This is a genomic window from Pseudomonas helmanticensis (genome assembly GCF_900182985.1).
GTDB classification, from domain to species: domain Bacteria; phylum Pseudomonadota; class Gammaproteobacteria; order Pseudomonadales; family Pseudomonadaceae; genus Aquipseudomonas; species Aquipseudomonas helmanticensis.
Map to the genome: position 1 here is coordinate 452,548 of NZ_FXUY01000002.1, position 15,476 is coordinate 468,023.

The window sequence follows — 15,476 nt, forward strand, 5'->3', positions numbered from 1 at the left end:
TTATTCTGCTTCAGCGATCCTCACTGCGCCGACGCTCAAACAGTGGCACTAGATAAACCGGCACCTTCGATAACTGCAGAACCCGCGCCGCCGTACGCCCCAACGGCGTTTCCGCGCCCACCCCGTGGCTATGACTGCCAACGATCAGCAAGTCGACAGAGAGCTTCTGCACCTGGTCGAGAATCACCTGCGACGGATCGCCCTGCAGCACGCGCACCGCGCGAATGCGCTGCAAGTCTTGTTCGCCTTCATCACCCAATTCTTCACGAAAGCTTTCCAGCACCCGCTGCTCAATATTGGCGATGACTGTTTTCAGACCCTGGCTATGAAATTCGTTCAATGCCTGCTCATCGAGATAGCTCTGCAACACCGATTCGGCGAACAGCCCCATCGGCTCCACCGCGTGCACCACGTACAGGTCAGCATTGAACGTTCGCGCCAACGCCAAGGCATGCTGCATCACTAACGGTGCGTACAGACCGAGGTCAGTGGCATACAGCATCGAACGAATCATATGACCTCCTCGCAAGCCAACATGGCGGAGATTTGATTCAGCTTAGCAGTGCCTTGGCGAGTACGACGTGCGGCGCAACGTCTTGAACCACAGGGCTTTAGACCGACGGTTCGTTGCTGATGCCGTGCGGTACATGACCCGTGGCGACCACTTCACGCGCCAGTTCGCAGTGGCCGGCCTGATCATCGAAGAACACGTCAGCGGCGAACGCTTCGAGAAACGCCGATTTGGTCAGGCCGCCGAGGAACAGTGACTCGTCGAGACGGATGTCCCACTCGCGCAAGGTGCGGATCACCCGCTCATGCGCCGGTGCCGAACGCGCGGTGACCAGCGCCGTGCGGATCGGGCAGTCATCGTCAGGGAATTCGCGCTGCAACAGATTGAGTGCTGCGAGAAAGCCTTTGAACGGCCCACCACGCAACGGCTCGCGCGCCGCTTCACGCTCCTTGGCCTGGAACGCTTCGAGCCCGCCTGACTGATAGACACGCTCCGACTCGTCGGAAAAAATCACCGCGTCACCGTCGAAAGCGATACGCAATTCGTCACTCGCGGCACGGCTGGCGCCACCGGAGAGAATGGTTGCCGCAGCGAAGCCGGCGTCCAGCGCCGCGCGCACATCTTCCGCATGGGTGGAAAGAAACAGGTCGCAACCAAAGGCTTTCAAATAGGGATACGGACTGCGCCCGCCAACGAACGCCGCACGGGAAATCGCCAGGCCGTAATGGTGAATCGAGTTGAACACGCGCAGCCCGGTGTCGGCGCTGTTGCGCGAGACCAGAATCACTTCGACCCGCGCGCGACCGAGGCGACTGTTAAGGTTCAGGAGTTTTTCCACCAGCGGGAAGGCATCGCCGGGTGCCAAAATCTCGTCTTCGTGTTCGATCTGATATTGCCGATAGGCTTCGACGCCGCTCGACAGGTAGACCTTGTGGCTCTCGCTCAGGTCGAACAAGGCGCGCGACGAAATCGCCAGCACCAGTTTGTCATCGATGTTCTTGGCCATGCTTTCCCCCAGAGCGACCGACTCAAACGTTGCGTCGGTCGATAAAACACAAATTGCGGTACAACGCTTCAATACGCGGCAGCTCACAGCCTGCCGCTTTCGCCGCCGCCAGTGGCCGGGCGTAAATCGCCTCCAGCTCAAGCGGTCGTTTATGCAACAAATCGTGGTACATGCTCGGCCAGTAGTCGGGCATTTTTTCAGTCATCGTGAACAGAAATTCGGCATAGCCGGGCGGCACTTCCAGACCACAGGCCTTGGCGCCCTGCACCACCTCGGCCATCAATGCCTGGATCGATGCGCGGCTGTCGGCATCGGCCATCAACGGTGTGGTGCTGGCACCGAGCAACACCGATAGACCGTTGTAGGGAATATTCCAGACCAGTTTTTGCCAGCGTGCCTGATGCAGATTGGGCATTGCCTGGGAGTCGAGACCGGCACTGCGGAACAGCCCGGAACCTTGCTCGACAATCGCCATGCGCGCGGCGTCATCGGCGGCCGGGCCGCTGTGATAACCGACATTGACTGCACCGAGCGCCTGATGGGTGATCAGGCCCGGGCCATCACGATGCACGCAGATCAGGCACAGCCCGCCGAGCAAATGCAGGGAATCGGGCAACAGCGCGCGCAGACTGTCTTCGACATCCAGACCGTTCTGCAGTAACAGCACTTTCGCATCCGGCTTGGCTGCTTGAATGATTGCCGGCGCCAGATCAGCGTTGCTGGTGGTTTTTGCGCCGACCAGCAGCCAGTCACACTTGGGCATGTCCTCGGCTGCCGAATAGGCTTGCGCCGGATTCAGCGTCAGTTGGCCATGCACCGCGCTGTTGACCTGCAATCCGCGCTCGGCGACTGCCGAGAACTCGCTGCGCAACAGAAAGTGCACATCGAAGCCGGCACGCGCCAGCATCACCCCGTAAAACCCGCCAATTGCCCCGGTACCAATAATCCCCACCACCGGTTTATGCACTGCCCCCATCATGGCAACTCCTCTGCAATTCGACCCAGTGCCTGCGCCAGCGCCGCGTTCAGCGCATCGGCCGTCAGGCGTGTGTGCAATGCCCCAAAGAACTCGCCGTCGCGCACCACAAACAGCGCCGGCAAATGAAAGACCTGATAACGCTCGACCAACCCGCCGTTGTCGCCGGCATCGATCCAGCACAGGCGATCGATGGCCAGTTCGAGCCCCGGCAACGCCTCGCGGGCATAACGACAACTGGCGCAGCCGACGCTGGTGAAAATCACCAGGGAAACGCCGCTCATCGCCAACAGCCGTTGGTCGGCGTCGAAATCGGTCAGTGCGGATTCGACCACTATACTGGGGGAAACAATGTCAAATGGCCGACACAGGGAGTCTGTGCTCATGGGACGTTTCATTCCTCATCCGGACGAGGTGCCGGTTGAATTAACCTTGCTCAAGCCTGAGTGTATTTCCAGGCAACAGCTGCACACTATCAGCCTCGGCGGCATCGCTTGCAATTACCACCGTGCCTGGCGTCATGGCACGGCGCTGCAAGTGCGCATGCCGACGCTGAATGCCGACATCTGTTATCCGGGCTACGTGGCGTGGTGTCTGCGGCGTAAAAAAGGTTATCTGGTGGGCATCGCCTTCACCGATGAGCAGACGCTGTTCAGCGCGCGAATGGGTGAGCAGGTGTGTCAGATCGAGCGCTTCTGCCGCATGAATGACGCCCACGATGACCTGCACGATATTCAGGCGCTGGCCCTGCAATGGGTCGAGCAACACGCCGACGAGTTCTCCCATGACAGCGTGCGCAAGGCTTTCGCCCAGCCGGTGCTGGACTGACGCTGTTCTCTAAACAGTTACATGCCCATTGTCGAGCAGGCGCCTAACGCGCTAAGGTTCCGCTCCCCGACGCGCTTAAATCTGCTGTGCTCCGCCGCGCGGGGATCGCTGGCGGCCGGCACCCGTGACCTGACGAGTAAACGATGGCTGATTTACCGATCAACGACCTAAACGTCGCCTCTAACGAGACCCTGATCACTCCTGATCAGCTCAAGCGTGATATCCCTCTGAGCGACGCCGCCCTGCGCACCGTCACCAAGGGCCGCGAAGTCATTCGCAACATTCTTGATGGCACCGACCACCGTCTGTTCGTAGTGATCGGCCCGTGCTCGATCCACGACATCAAGGCTGCCCACGAATACGCCGATCGCCTGAAGGTGCTGGCGGAGGAAGTCTCCGACACCCTGTATCTGGTCATGCGTGTGTATTTCGAGAAGCCGCGCACCACCGTCGGCTGGAAAGGCCTGATCAACGATCCGTATCTGGACGACTCGTTCAAGATCCAGGACGGCCTGCACATCGGTCGCCAGTTGCTGCTGGATCTGGCCGAAAAAGGCCTGCCGACCGCCACCGAAGCCCTCGACCCGATCTCCCCGCAGTATCTGCAGGACCTGATCAGCTGGTCGGCGATCGGCGCGCGTACCACTGAATCGCAGACGCACCGTGAAATGGCTTCCGGCCTGTCCTCGGCTGTCGGCTTCAAGAACGGCACCGATGGCGGCCTGACCGTGGCGATCAACGCCCTGCAGTCGGTGTCCAGCCCGCACCGTTTCCTCGGCATCAACCAGGAAGGTGGCGTGTCGATCGTCACCACCAAAGGCAACGCCTACGGTCACGTGGTGCTGCGCGGCGGTAACGGCAAGCCGAACTACGATTCGGTCAGCGTTGCCCTGTGCGAGCAGGCGCTGAACAAGGCCAAGATCAAGCCGAACGTAATGGTCGATTGCAGCCACGCCAACTCCAACAAGGATCCGGCCCTGCAACCGCTGGTGATGGAAAACGTCGCCAACCAGATCCTCGAAGGCAATCAGTCGATCATCGGCCTGATGGTCGAGAGCCACTTGAACTGGGGCTGCCAGGCGATTCCAAAAGACCTCGCCGACCTGCAATACGGCGTGTCGATCACCGATGCCTGCATCGACTGGTCTGCTACCGAGACGACGCTGCGCAGCATGCACGCCAAGCTCAAGGATGTGCTGCCGAAACGTCAGCGCAGCTGATCGACGTTTCGCAGGCATAAAAAAACGCCGGGCATTGCCCGGCGTTTTTGTGTGCGCGATTCAGATCTTCGCGGCGCGGCGCTGATGGCGCTCCATGTAGCGCTCGACGTAGGAGCACGACGGGATCACCGTGTAGCCCATTTCTTCGGCGTATTGCAGCGCGCTTTCGGTCAGCGCGGCGGCAATGCCACGGCCACGCAGGGCGTTGGGCACAAACGTGCGATAGATATCCAGGGTCTGTTTCCCCAGATCCATATAGGTCAGGTAGGCACGATGACCGTCCACATTGGTCTCGAACTGATGACCAGCCTGGTCATGGTGGATGGACAACGCCTCGCTCATCACTACTCCTCGCGGGTCTTGGATTCTGACCCCTACCTTACCGATGTTTTTCCGGCGAAGGAACATCTACGCCACCCCGTGCCTGTTGGACACCGAGAAGAGCCACACCGATCTCGCGCAACCGAGCACCTGATAAATAGTAGGCACCATTGGCGAAAATGCTCAAGGTGCGCTCGTCATCAAGCGAGTTGACGGGGGGTTGCTCCGATGGACGCAGGGGTGGCGTGGGAGAAGATCTTCCCGGGCCGCTCACCTGAACATTGCCGGATGTTGAGACTTAAGACGTGCGACCTTTTTTAAAGTCACCTCAACATGGACAAAGATAAGCGAAGCAGCGCGCAAAATCGGAACAAAAGTATGGACGAATTCATTTAGACAGACTTTAGCCAAGACGGCAAAAACAGCACGCCACAACGGGAACTTTTTCTCATTAACTCGCTCTGCGCGGGGCTTGCAGCTGGGTATTTTTTAAACAACCCAGTTAAAAGTTGCTCGAAAAAGAATCAGCAACTACAATTTTTTTTGCTTCTTGCGCTACGTCAGTTTACTTACTACAAGTAATGGGTAGTATGTACGCCGGCTATTTCCTCAATCGGAGGAGACAGCCACTTAATTGAAAGTCCTTGAAGGGGAACACGATGAACAACGTTCTGAAATTCTCTGCTCTGGCTCTGGCCGCAGTTCTGGCTACCGGTTGCAGCAGCGCATCGAAAGAAACCGAAGCACGTCTGACCGCTACTGAAGACGCAGCTGCTCGCTCCCAGGCTCGTGCAGACGAAGCTTACCGTAAAGCTGATGAAGCTCTGGCTGCTGCTCAAAAAGCACAACAGACTGCTGACGAAGCTAACGAGCGTGCACTGCGCATGCTGGACAAAGCTAGCCGCAAGTAATAATCCCTCGGGATTGTTATCAAGCCGACCCGATTTTCGGGTCGGCTTTTTTATTGCCCGCAGCTTTTGTTCAGGCAATAAAAAACCCGCCGATGCCTGACGCATCGACGGGTTCTGCACCGCGACTTACTGCTGCAAGTCGACCGGCGTATTCGAAACCATCGGTGCCGAAGTATTCGGCGTGCCGATTTCAGTTGGCAGGCCATCTTCGGCCGCGACCACATCACGCACCACATCCCAGTTCACGCGCAGGTTGCTGGTGACGTCTTCACGCTTGAGCATCGCATTGATCACCGCAGTGTGCTTGTCGACCACCGACGGGTTGCCCTTGTCGTCGATCGGCGTGTGCGCTTCCAGATAGACCTTGCCACCACTGCTGCCGAACTTGTACGCATCGTTGAGGATGCGCACCGAAGTCCCGACCGGAACCATGCTGGCCATTTCCAGCACGTTGTTGTTGAACATGCGGAAGCAACCGTGGCTGGTGCGCATGCCGATACCGAACTTCTTGTTCGAACCGTGGATCAGGTAGCCCGGCGTGCCAAGGGTGAACTTGAACGGCCCCAGCGGGTTGTCAGGGCCGGCCGGCACCACGTTTGGCAACGGATCACCGTCAGCGGCGTGCTCAGCCTTGATCGACGCAGGAGGCGTCCAGGTCGGGTTTGGCGTTTTGGCGGTGATCGAGGTGTGCGCGATTGGCGAACCCCAACCCTCACGGCCGATACCCAGCGGGAAGGTGTACACCACGTTCCGGCCTTTCGGGTAGTAATAGAGGCGGTATTCGGCAAGGTTGATAACGATGCCTTCACGCGGACCCGGCGGCAGAATGAAGCGGGTCGGCAGGACGATTTCGGTACCGGCGCCCGGCAACCAGGCATCGACGCCCGGGTTGGCCGCGACCATTTCCGAATAGCCCAGATCGTAGGTCGTGCCGAGGTCGGCGAACGTGTCCTCGTACTTGGCCTTGATCACCTGCACCTGGCCGATGATGTCCTCACCGGGCGGTGGCAGGGGAAACTCCAATGCAGCAACGGGACCGGCCACACACAGGGCGGCAAGTGACAGGCAGCGGGTGACGGCAGGAAAGCGCGGCAACATCCGGAAAATCCTTCGCATGATCAACAAGGGTATAAGAGCGCGATTGTACACCGCACTTTGAATATTCGGGGAGCCACGCCGATGGACCGTGCTGAATGCGAAAAGATCGCAGCCTTCGGCAGCTCCTACAGGTGTACACCCTTCCTTGTAGGAGCTGCCGAAGGCTCGGGCCGCGATCGGACGATCTTTTGACCTTAAAGCTCGAAACGCAGCTCCGGCCAGATCGGCGACGTGCCACGCTTCTGCGACTCCAGAATCGCCCGGCACAGCGAACACAGGCGCTGATCCTGGAACACCCGCCGATCCACACTCGACCAGCGTGGCTGCGCCGGCAGCAGGCTGCCACACAGGGTGCGATCCGCCGAACCACCGAGTTCCAGCTGACGCGTCACCAGATGCACCCGCACTTCCTGGCAGGCGAACAGATCCAGCTGCTCGTCAGGCTCGATCAGTTGGTAGGCAAACAGGGACCAGGCAGAACGCGACATCTGGGGCTCCAAATAAGGGGGCGCCACATTAGCCGAAAGCCTGCCCTTAGAAAAGCCTCATAACAGCGGTTTTAGCGTCGGCCAGACATTTTCCAGCAACTTGCCCTGCGCCCCGGCTGCCGGGTGCAGACCATCGGCCTGCATCAAGTCCGGATGCCCGCCCACGCCGTCGAGGAAAAACGGTACCAGCGGGATCTTTTTAGCGTCGGCCAGTTTGCCGTAGACCTCGGCGAAAGCGTCGGTGTAACGCTTGCCGTAATTAGGTGGTAACTGCATGCCGAGCAACAACACCTTGGCGCCACTCTGGCGCGAACTGTCGATCATCGAGGCAAGATTTTGTTGCAATTGAATTGGCGGCATTCCGCGCAGGCCATCGTTACCCCCCAGCTCGAGGATCACCAACTCAGGTTTATGCTCTGCAAGCAGCGCCGGCAGGCGCGCCTGGCCTCCGGCACTGGTGTCGCCGCTGATCGAGGCATTGACCACTTTATCGTCGAAACCCTCCTGTTTGAGCCGTTGCTCAAGCAACGACACCCACCCCAAGCGGGTATCCAGTCCGAAACCGGCGCTGATACTATCGCCAACGATCAGGACAGTACCCGCCGCTGCGTTCTGGGCCATGCACATCAAGGCCAGGCCAGCACTCAAAAACCACACACGCATCGGATTCTCCATGGGCGCAAGCATTCTCACCGCGAAGAACCTCAGCAAAGTGGTTCCCAGCGCGGAAGGTGAACTGACTATCCTGCACGAACTCAGCCTGGAACTGAACAAGGGCGACAGCCTGGCCATCGTCGGCGCGTCCGGTTCCGGCAAATCCACCCTCCTCGGCCTGCTCGCCGGTCTCGACTTGCCGAGCAACGGCGAAGTCATCCTCGCCGGCCAAAGCCTGAGCAATCTCGATGAAGACCAGCGCGCGCGCATCCGTGCCGAGCACGTCGGTTTTGTCTTTCAATCGTTTCAACTGCTCGACAGCCTCAACGCACTGGAAAACGTCATGCTGCCGCTGGAGCTCGATGGCCGCAAAGATGCCCGCGAGCGCGCGACGGAGTTGCTGCAACGGGTCGGTCTCGGCCAGCGTCTGACCCACTCGCCGCGCCAGCTCTCCGGTGGCGAGCAGCAACGTGTGGCGATAGCCCGCGCGTTTGCCGCCGAACCTGACGTGCTGTTCGCCGACGAGCCGACCGGCAACCTCGACAGCCACACCGGCGAGCGCATCAGCGATTTGCTCTTCGAATTGAACAAGGAACGCGGCACCACCCTGGTGCTGGTGACCCACGACGAACGCCTGGCCCATCGCTGCCGGCGCCTGATCCGTCTTGAAGCCGGGCTGTTGGTCGCCCCTCTGGAGCCTTGATGGCACGTTTGCCGCTGTTGCGTCTGTTCAGTCTCGCCATCCGCCAGCTCATGCGCGATGCCCGCGCCGGAGAATTGCGCGTGTTGTTCTTCGCGCTGGTGGTCGCCGTGGCGGCGAGCACTGCCATCGGTTATTTCGGTGCTCGCCTCAACGGCGCCATGACCCTGCGCGCCACCGAGTTTCTTGGCGCCGACCTGGTCCTTGAAGGCAGCTCGCCGGCCCGCGAAGAACAGATCAAGAGCGGCACCGAGCTGCGTCTGGCTCACGCGCAAGTGGTGGAGTTCTCCAGCGTGATTGCCACCGACAACGGCATTCAGCTATCGAGCATCAAAGCCGTCGACCGCGCGTATCCATTGCGCGGCGAACTGAAAAGCGCGCCCGCACCTTTTGCCGCTGAAGACATAGGCGGCGAGCCGCAACCCGGTGAAGCCTGGGTCGAGGCACGCCTGCTGACGGCGCTGGATCTGAAGATCGGCGACAGCATCGACGTCGGCATGAAGACGTTGAAGCTGACCCGGATTCTGACCTACGAGCCGGATCGCGCCGGTAACTTCTACAGCCTGACGCCACGGGTCATGATCAACCTCGACGACCTCGCCGCGACCGGCGTGGTGCAACCGGGCAGCCGGGTAAGTTACCGCGAACTCTGGCGCGGCGAACCGCAGGCGCTGGAAACCTATCGACAACTGATCAAACCGGGGCTGGCGGCGAATCAACGGATTCAGGATGCCCGCGATGGCAACCGGCAGATAGGCGGTGCGCTGGGCAAGGCCGAGCGTTACCTGAACATGGCCAGTCTGGTCGCCGTGCTGCTGGCCGGTGTGGCCGTGGCGTTGTCAGCGAATCGTTTTGCCAGTCGGCGCTTCGACTCCAGTGCCTTGTTGCGCTGCCTCGGCTTGTCGCGCCGGGAAACCATGCTGCTGTTCAGCATCCAGCTGACCGTACTCGGGCTGTTCGCCGCGCTCAGCGGTGCGTTGCTCGGCTGGTTGGCGCAGCTGGGTTTGTTCGCGCTGCTGCATGATCTGCTGCCAAGCGATGTGCCTCCAGGCGGTCTGTTTCCGGCCATCGCCGGCATCGGCACCGGGCTGGTGGCATTGGCCGGATTTGCCTTGCCACCCCTCGCTGCGCTCGGTCGCGTACCACCGCTGCGTGTGCTGCGCCGCGACATGCTGCCAATTCCATCGAGTACCTGGATGGTTTACGGCGCGGCACTCGGCGCGCTTGGCCTGATCATGTGGCGCCTGAGCCTGGATCTGCTGCTGACGTTTGCCCTGCTCGGCGGTGGCGTGGTCGCTGCGTTGCTACTGGGTGGCTTGCTTTTGTTGTTGCTGCAAAGTCTGCGGCGGATGCTCGCCAAGGCATCGTTGCCGTGGCGCCTGGGTCTTGGGCAGTTGTTGCGTCATCCACTGGCGGCGGCCGGACAGTCGCTGGCATTCGGCCTGATTCTGTTGTCGATGGCATTGATCGCCCTGCTGCGCGGTGAGCTGCTCGACACCTGGCAAAACCAGTTGCCGAAAAACGCGCCCAACTATTTCGCCCTGAATATTCTGCCGGCCGACAAACAGGCCTTCAGCGATCACTTGATCAACGTGTCAGCACAAGCCGCGCCGCTCTACCCGGTTGTGCCGGGACGACTGATCAGTATCAACGGCGATCCGGTGCAGCAAATCGTCAGCAAGGATTCAGCCGGAGATCGAGCGATTCAACGGGATCTGAGCCTGACCTGGGCGGCGGATTTACCGGCGGGCAACAAGCTCACTGCAGGTGAGTGGTGGAAGGATCAGCCAAGCGACGCAGTACCCGGTGTCTCGGTGGAAGGCAAAGTCGCCGAAAGCCTCAAGCTCAAACTCGGCGATCACATGGTGTTCAGTGTCGGCGGGGTCAACCGTGAGGCGAAGGTCACCAGCCTGCGCGAGATCAACTGGGACAACTTCCAGCCGAACTTCTTCATGATCTTCCAGCCTGGCACCCTCAAGGATTTGCCGGCGACCTACCTGACCAGCTTCTATCTGGCGCCCGGTCATGACCAGCAGATCGTTGAACTGTCGCGAGCCTTTCCCGCCGTGACCATCCTGCAGGTCGAAGCCTTGCTCGAACAGCTGCGCAGCATCCTCGCCCAGGTCACCTTGGCCGTCGAATATGTGTTGTTGTTTGTCCTCGCGGCGGGGATGGCGGTGTTGTTCTCAGGCTTGCAGGCGACGCTGGATGAGCGCATTCGCCAAGGTGCGCTGTTGCGTGCCTTGGGGGCCGAACGCAAGTTGCTGATCAAGGCACGACGCATCGAGTTCGGCTTGCTGGGTGCGGTCAGCGGTCTGCTCGCGGCCATCGGTTCGGAAGTGGTGAGTCTGGTGTTGTATCGCTACGCCTTCGATCTGCCATGGCATCCGCACCCGTGGTTGCTGGTGCTGCCATTGATTGGCGCGGTGCTGATTGGCGGTGCCGGCGTGTTCGGCACACGGCGGGCACTGAATGCCAGCCCACTGACAGTGTTGCGCGAGGGTTGATAGACTCAGGCGCTCTCAACCACAAGAAGTTGCCATGAGCCGTTATCGCCCTCCTCGCACCGCCGGCACCGCACTGATCACCCCTGAAGGTGAAGCGCGGATGCGCGCCGAATTCCATGAGCTGTGGCACGTGCGTCGCCCGCAGGTGACGCAATCGGTCAGCGAGGCGGCGGCTCAGGGCGATCGCTCGGAAAACGCCGAGTACACCTACGGTAAAAAGATGCTGCGCGAGATCGACAGTCGCGTGCGCTTCCTCACCAAACGCCTGGAAGCACTCAAGGTGGTCAGCGAAAAGCCCAGCGATCCGAACAAGGTCTACTTCGGCGCTTGGGTGACCATCGAAGACGAAGACGGCAAGCAATCGCGCTACCGCATCGTCGGCCCGGATGAACTGGATCTGAAACTGGGCCTGATCAGCATCGACTCGCCTCTGGCCCGCGCTCTGATCGGCAAGGCGCTGGACGCCGAAGTGCGGGTGCAGACGCCGACCGGTGAGCAACTCGTCTACATCGTGGCGATCGATTACCCGTAAAGCCTGTCAGCGGCGGGTGATCAACCCCTGCCGCGCGACGCGGACCAGTTGCTTGATCATTTCCGGGGCGTCTTCAGTGTTGGGTGCCTGAATCACCGCCAGATCGAAACTGTCACTGGCAAAACGCGCCAGCGATTCACCGTGTTCAACGAACTGGATCAGGAAGGCGGCAGGACCGCCGCTGCGACGTGGCCAGCCATCGAGATAACGCAACAGCGTCGGCTGGTGTTTGCCGCCAAGCAGGATTTTCGGGTTGCGCTGGGTGATATGTGCCGTGATCGGCGCGGGACGTGCTGGAGGGCGTAGTGCATTCATCGTGTCGTGTCTCTGCCTCAAAAGTCTGCATGGCAGGTGAGAGGCAACACCGAACCAGCGCTTTAGCGGTATTTCGAAGCCCTGTTCCGGCTTCTGACGGCAACTGTTGAAGTCACCTGGCGCCCCGCAAGTAGCTGTTTAAATCGGCGCATGAGCAACATCCTAGAGAACGTGACCGATCAGTGTCAAGAATCAGCCGCAACAAAAAAGGCCCGCACAATGCGGGCCTTTTGCTTGAGCCAGAGCGCTTAACCGGCGATGGCGCGATCCACCGAAAGCTTGCCGGCACCTTCGATCAGCACCGCGAGGCTGCCACCGAGCAGGGCCAGAGCGAACTCGTAACCGTTGTTGGCCATGAACAGACCGTTGCCGATGTGCACGGTGAAGATTGCCACCAGCGACAGGAAGGTCAGGCCCAACGCCGCCGGGCGTACCAGCAGACCGATGATCAAGGCCAGACCGGCGAAGAACTCGGTACCGCCGGCCAAAGTGGCCATGACATAACCCGGGTGCAGACCGATGCTGTCCATGTATTGCGCGGTGCCCGCCAGACCGTACCCACCAAACAGACCGAAGAGTTTCTGCGAACCGTGAGCAGCGAAGATCACGCCGACGGCGATGCGCAGAATGGTCAGACCGTAACCGGCGCGGGTGAACAGTACCTTGTTGATCAGAGAGCTCATGGTGCATTCCTTGTTTTGCGAGAAGTTATGTGTGTTAGTTGGCCGCTATATTAATCAGTAAACCAAATGTTAAAAGCGCAATTATTTCGCCATAACAATCAGTTTATTTGATCATTTGCGCGAAGCCACCTTCTGGCCTCCGGGCTCCAACGACTCCCGCTCCCGGTCGAACGCCAGGAAATACTTGTTCACGCTATTAACATAGCTGACGGGCCCCATTCCCACCTGCTCCATGGCAATACGCTCAACCTGGAAGAACCACTGGTTCGGATTCAGCCCACGCCGCCGGGCTTCAGCGCGCATGCCCTGGACGCGTTCCGGGCCGATGTTGTAGGCGGCCAGCGTGAAGGCCATGCGCTCGCGCTCGTTGAGTTTGGGGCTGTTGAAAAACTTGCGGCGGATCATCGCCAGGTACTTGGCCCCGGCCTGCACGTTCGCATCGAGATTCTGGATGTTATTGACGCCGACACGCTGCGCGGCGGACGGTGTGATTTGCATCAGCCCGGTCGGGCCGCTGCCGCTGCGGGCACTGGGTTGCAGCGCGGATTCCTTGAACGCCAGCGCCGCCAGGTTCAGCCAATCCATGTTCTGCGCAGCGGCATGTTTCTGCAGGGTCGGACGCAGTTTTTCCAGGCGCTGGCGGTCGGCCTTGGCCAATGGATAGTGGACTTGATAGAGACGGCGGTAGATGCGCAGAAACGCTACATCCTCGTTCGAGGGCTTCTTGTAACCGCTGAGAAAGCGATCAATGCTCGCTCGCAGCATCGACGCATCACGACGCACGAACCAGTATTCCTCGCCCGGCTCGCTGATTATCATCTGCCGGTCGAAACGCAACTTCGGCAGGATCTTGCCCCATCGTTCGGCGATCGGTTGCTCGACAATCGTCAGATGAAAAATCCCGCCCTGGACCATCTCCAGCACGTCTTCAACGGCCAGTGTCGGATCGACCCATTCGATCTTGATCGGCGCCAGTTTGTGCAACGCCAGTTTCTGGTTGAGCTGACTGACCGCCTCCCCCGCCGCACTGCCGGTCGGCAACGCGAGGGTTTTACCGGAGAGTTGTTCGACCTTGGTGTAGCGTCGCTCGCCCTTGATGCCGACCAGCACCAGCGGCACGTTGCTGGCAATCGGTTCGCTGCTGGCGACCGCATGGCCCGCCTGCAGTTCGAGCAACTCGCCCGGCGCCACCAGATCACCCTCGCCGCGCTGCAAGGCGCCGAGCAATTGATCCTTGGCTTTGGGAATGATCTTGAGGGTGATTTCCTGGCCATCGCGGGCATGGCCATTGAGGTATTGCTCGAAGGCGCGCAGGCGATGGTATTCGACGCCGATGGCCTGGCCCTGGACTTCGCCGGAGCTGTTGCGGCTCTGATTGACCAGCACGCGCAGCACGCGGCTGCTGCGAATCTCCGAGAGGTCGCGCACCTTGGCGGCCGGCACCGCTTGCAGTGGCCCGGGCAGGCGCGCAACCGCCGTCATCGGCAGTAGCAACGAGGCACACAACAACAGCAAAATCGAGGGACGAATCATCCACTCTCCGGAAAGAATACGGGGCAATTTCACCGCTGAACGGTCGAAATCACCGACGAAAACAGAGCGCCTGGAGCGCTGGCAACGTGCGAGAGACTGGCACAGTGATGGCATCGTTGCCAGACCGGCTTGCCTCGCGGCATCAAGAGACAGCTATAACTCGTTGTAGTTCTTGGCTTTTCTTCTGAATCTACAGCTCTGGTATGCTTTCCGGCCTTCGGCCCGAGGTAGCAACCATGCAACTCATCGATATCGGCGTCAACCTGACCAACCCAAGTTTCGCCGACAAACACCAGGCCGTACTCGACCGCGCCTACGCCGCCGGGGTCTGCCAACTGGTGCTGACCGGCACCAGCGTCGAGGGTAGCGAGCAGGCCCTGGAGCTGTGCCAGCGACTCGATGAGAGCGGCCAGCGCCTGTTCGCCACCGCCGGTATTCACCCGCATTCGGCCAGTGACTGGAACGCCGACAGCGCCCGTCGCCTGCGCAGCCTGCTGAAGGAGTCCAGCGTCGTCGCCGTGGGTGAATGCGGGCTGGATTTCAATCGTGATTTCTCCCCGCGCCCGCAGCAGGAAAAAGTGCTCGAAGAGCATTTGGCGTTAGCCGTTGAACTGCAATTGCCGGTGTTTTTGCACGAGCGCGATGCCAGTCAGCGCCTGCTGGAAATCCTTAAGGACTACCGCGATCAACTGCCCGCTGCGGTGGTGCACTGCTTCACCGGCGAGCAAAAGGCCTTGTTCAGCTACCTCGATCTGGATCTGCACATCGGCATTACCGGCTGGATCTGTGACGAGCGTCGCGGCACGCATTTGCATCCGCTGGTCAAGGAGATCAAGCGTGGACGGCTGATGCTGGAAAGCGACGCGCCCTATCTGCTGCCGCGCACCTTGCGGCCGAAGCCGAAGAACGGGCGTAACGAGCCGGCGTATCTGACAGAAGTGCTGCGTGAGGTGGCGTTGCATCGTGGCGAAAGCGAAGACGATCTGGCAGCGCACACGACGGCTTGCGCTCGCGCATTTTTCAATCTGCCGACATTGGTGTAATTCGTAAAAGATCGCAGCCTTCGGCAGCTCCTACATTGGGATGGCGTACCCCTGTAGGAGCTGCCGCAGGCTGCGATCTTTTAATCTGTTGACCCACATCAAATCCCCCTTCCTGCATAGCGGCACAATGCTGGCACCTTGCCGAAACTG

General features: G+C 60.1%; 18 protein-coding genes. 7 read left to right on the forward strand and 11 right to left on the reverse strand.

Features of this window, described 5'->3' with window-relative positions:
• Positions 1 to 10 precede the first annotated feature (10 nt).
• The 4 genes from QOL84_RS24785 to QOL84_RS24800 all read right to left on the reverse strand — a co-directional run bounded on the left by QOL84_RS24785 (position 11) and on the right by QOL84_RS24800 (position 2,879).
• Complete coding sequence (locus tag QOL84_RS24785) at positions 11 to 514, reverse strand: universal stress protein (RefSeq protein ID WP_283438906.1); 504 nt, start codon at positions 512 to 514, stop codon at positions 11 to 13.
• Positions 515 to 611: 97 nt separating this feature from the next.
• Positions 612 to 1,517, reverse strand: a complete 906-nt coding sequence (locus QOL84_RS24790) for a 5'-nucleotidase (protein ID WP_283438907.1) — start codon at positions 1,515 to 1,517, stop codon at positions 612 to 614.
• A 22-nt stretch (positions 1,518 to 1,539) separates the two neighbouring features.
• A complete protein-coding gene (locus QOL84_RS24795; RefSeq protein ID WP_283438908.1) occupies positions 1,540 to 2,496 on the reverse strand; it encodes a putative 2-dehydropantoate 2-reductase in 957 nt (318 codons plus the stop codon).
• Positions 2,493 to 2,879: a thioredoxin family protein gene (locus QOL84_RS24800; RefSeq protein WP_283438909.1), complete on the reverse strand. Its 387-nt coding sequence runs from the start codon at positions 2,877 to 2,879 to the stop codon at positions 2,493 to 2,495. The genes QOL84_RS24795 and QOL84_RS24800 overlap by 4 nt, the downstream gene beginning before the upstream one ends.
• On the opposite strand from QOL84_RS24800, the gene QOL84_RS24805 reads away from it, so the two are divergent.
• Together QOL84_RS24805 and QOL84_RS24810 are read left to right on the forward strand one after the other, a co-directional pair.
• A complete protein-coding gene (locus tag QOL84_RS24805) occupies positions 2,878 to 3,321 on the forward strand; it encodes a PilZ domain-containing protein (protein WP_129394912.1) in 444 nt (147 codons plus the stop codon). The two genes, QOL84_RS24800 and QOL84_RS24805, sit on opposite strands and share 2 nt — an antisense overlap.
• Before the next feature lie 143 nt (positions 3,322 to 3,464).
• Positions 3,465 to 4,541 carry a 3-deoxy-7-phosphoheptulonate synthase gene (locus QOL84_RS24810; RefSeq protein WP_129394913.1) on the forward strand — a complete coding sequence of 359 codons (1,077 nt, stop codon included), beginning with the start codon at positions 3,465 to 3,467 and terminating at the stop codon, positions 4,539 to 4,541.
• Between the two features lie 60 nt (positions 4,542 to 4,601).
• Here the strand turns inward: QOL84_RS24810 and QOL84_RS24815 are convergent, their stop codons facing one another.
• Positions 4,602 to 4,883, reverse strand: coding sequence for a GNAT family N-acetyltransferase (locus QOL84_RS24815; protein ID WP_003226804.1), 282 nt, complete (start codon positions 4,881 to 4,883; stop codon positions 4,602 to 4,604).
• A 638-nt stretch (positions 4,884 to 5,521) separates the two neighbouring features.
• Here QOL84_RS24815 and oprI point away from each other — a divergent pair.
• Positions 5,522 to 5,773, forward strand: a complete 252-nt coding sequence (gene oprI / locus QOL84_RS24820; RefSeq protein ID WP_003199355.1) for an outer membrane lipoprotei OprI — start codon at positions 5,522 to 5,524, stop codon at positions 5,771 to 5,773.
• A gap of 126 nt (positions 5,774 to 5,899) precedes the next feature.
• Here the strand turns inward: oprI and QOL84_RS24825 are convergent, their stop codons facing one another.
• The 3 genes from QOL84_RS24825 to QOL84_RS24835 form a co-directional block, all read right to left on the reverse strand.
• Positions 5,900 to 6,871 carry a L,D-transpeptidase family protein gene (locus tag QOL84_RS24825; RefSeq protein ID WP_129394914.1) on the reverse strand — a complete coding sequence of 324 codons (972 nt, stop codon included), beginning with the start codon at positions 6,869 to 6,871 and terminating at the stop codon, positions 5,900 to 5,902.
• A 194-nt stretch (positions 6,872 to 7,065) separates the two neighbouring features.
• Positions 7,066 to 7,359 carry a hypothetical protein gene (locus QOL84_RS24830; RefSeq protein WP_007908575.1) on the reverse strand — a complete coding sequence of 98 codons (294 nt, stop codon included), beginning with the start codon at positions 7,357 to 7,359 and terminating at the stop codon, positions 7,066 to 7,068.
• A 57-nt stretch (positions 7,360 to 7,416) separates the two neighbouring features.
• A complete protein-coding gene (locus tag QOL84_RS24835) occupies positions 7,417 to 8,022 on the reverse strand; it encodes an arylesterase (protein ID WP_164979444.1) in 606 nt (201 codons plus the stop codon).
• Positions 8,023 to 8,032: 10 nt separating this feature from the next.
• On the opposite strand from QOL84_RS24835, the gene QOL84_RS24840 reads away from it, so the two are divergent.
• The 3 genes from QOL84_RS24840 to greB are packed head-to-tail and all read left to right on the forward strand — an operon-like array spanning position 8,033 to position 11,752.
• A complete protein-coding gene (locus QOL84_RS24840) occupies positions 8,033 to 8,716 on the forward strand; it encodes an ABC transporter ATP-binding protein (RefSeq protein WP_129394916.1) in 684 nt (227 codons plus the stop codon).
• Complete coding sequence (locus QOL84_RS24845; protein ID WP_283438910.1) at positions 8,716 to 11,220, forward strand: ABC transporter permease; 2,505 nt, start codon at positions 8,716 to 8,718, stop codon at positions 11,218 to 11,220. The genes QOL84_RS24840 and QOL84_RS24845 overlap by 1 nt, the downstream gene beginning before the upstream one ends.
• A 34-nt stretch (positions 11,221 to 11,254) precedes the next feature.
• Complete coding sequence (gene greB / locus QOL84_RS24850) at positions 11,255 to 11,752, forward strand: transcription elongation factor GreB (RefSeq protein WP_129394918.1); 498 nt, start codon at positions 11,255 to 11,257, stop codon at positions 11,750 to 11,752.
• Between the two features lie 6 nt (positions 11,753 to 11,758).
• On the opposite strand, the gene QOL84_RS24855 is transcribed toward greB, so the two are convergent.
• The 3 genes from QOL84_RS24855 to QOL84_RS24865 all read right to left on the reverse strand — a co-directional run bounded on the left by QOL84_RS24855 (position 11,759) and on the right by QOL84_RS24865 (position 14,283).
• Positions 11,759 to 12,067: a class I SAM-dependent methyltransferase gene (locus tag QOL84_RS24855; RefSeq protein ID WP_129394919.1), complete on the reverse strand. Its 309-nt coding sequence runs from the start codon at positions 12,065 to 12,067 to the stop codon at positions 11,759 to 11,761.
• A gap of 248 nt (positions 12,068 to 12,315) precedes the next feature.
• On the reverse strand, positions 12,316 to 12,750 hold the full coding sequence (locus QOL84_RS24860) for a DoxX family protein (RefSeq protein WP_008079893.1): 435 nt from the start codon (positions 12,748 to 12,750) through the stop codon (positions 12,316 to 12,318).
• A 111-nt stretch (positions 12,751 to 12,861) separates the two neighbouring features.
• Positions 12,862 to 14,283 carry an MltF family protein gene (locus tag QOL84_RS24865; RefSeq protein ID WP_283438911.1) on the reverse strand — a complete coding sequence of 474 codons (1,422 nt, stop codon included), beginning with the start codon at positions 14,281 to 14,283 and terminating at the stop codon, positions 12,862 to 12,864.
• 236 nt (positions 14,284 to 14,519) lie between these two features.
• Here QOL84_RS24865 and QOL84_RS24870 point away from each other — a divergent pair, with 236 nt between their 5' ends.
• Positions 14,520 to 15,326, forward strand: a complete 807-nt coding sequence (locus QOL84_RS24870) for a TatD family hydrolase (RefSeq protein ID WP_129394921.1) — start codon at positions 14,520 to 14,522, stop codon at positions 15,324 to 15,326.
• Positions 15,327 to 15,476 lie beyond the last annotated feature (150 nt).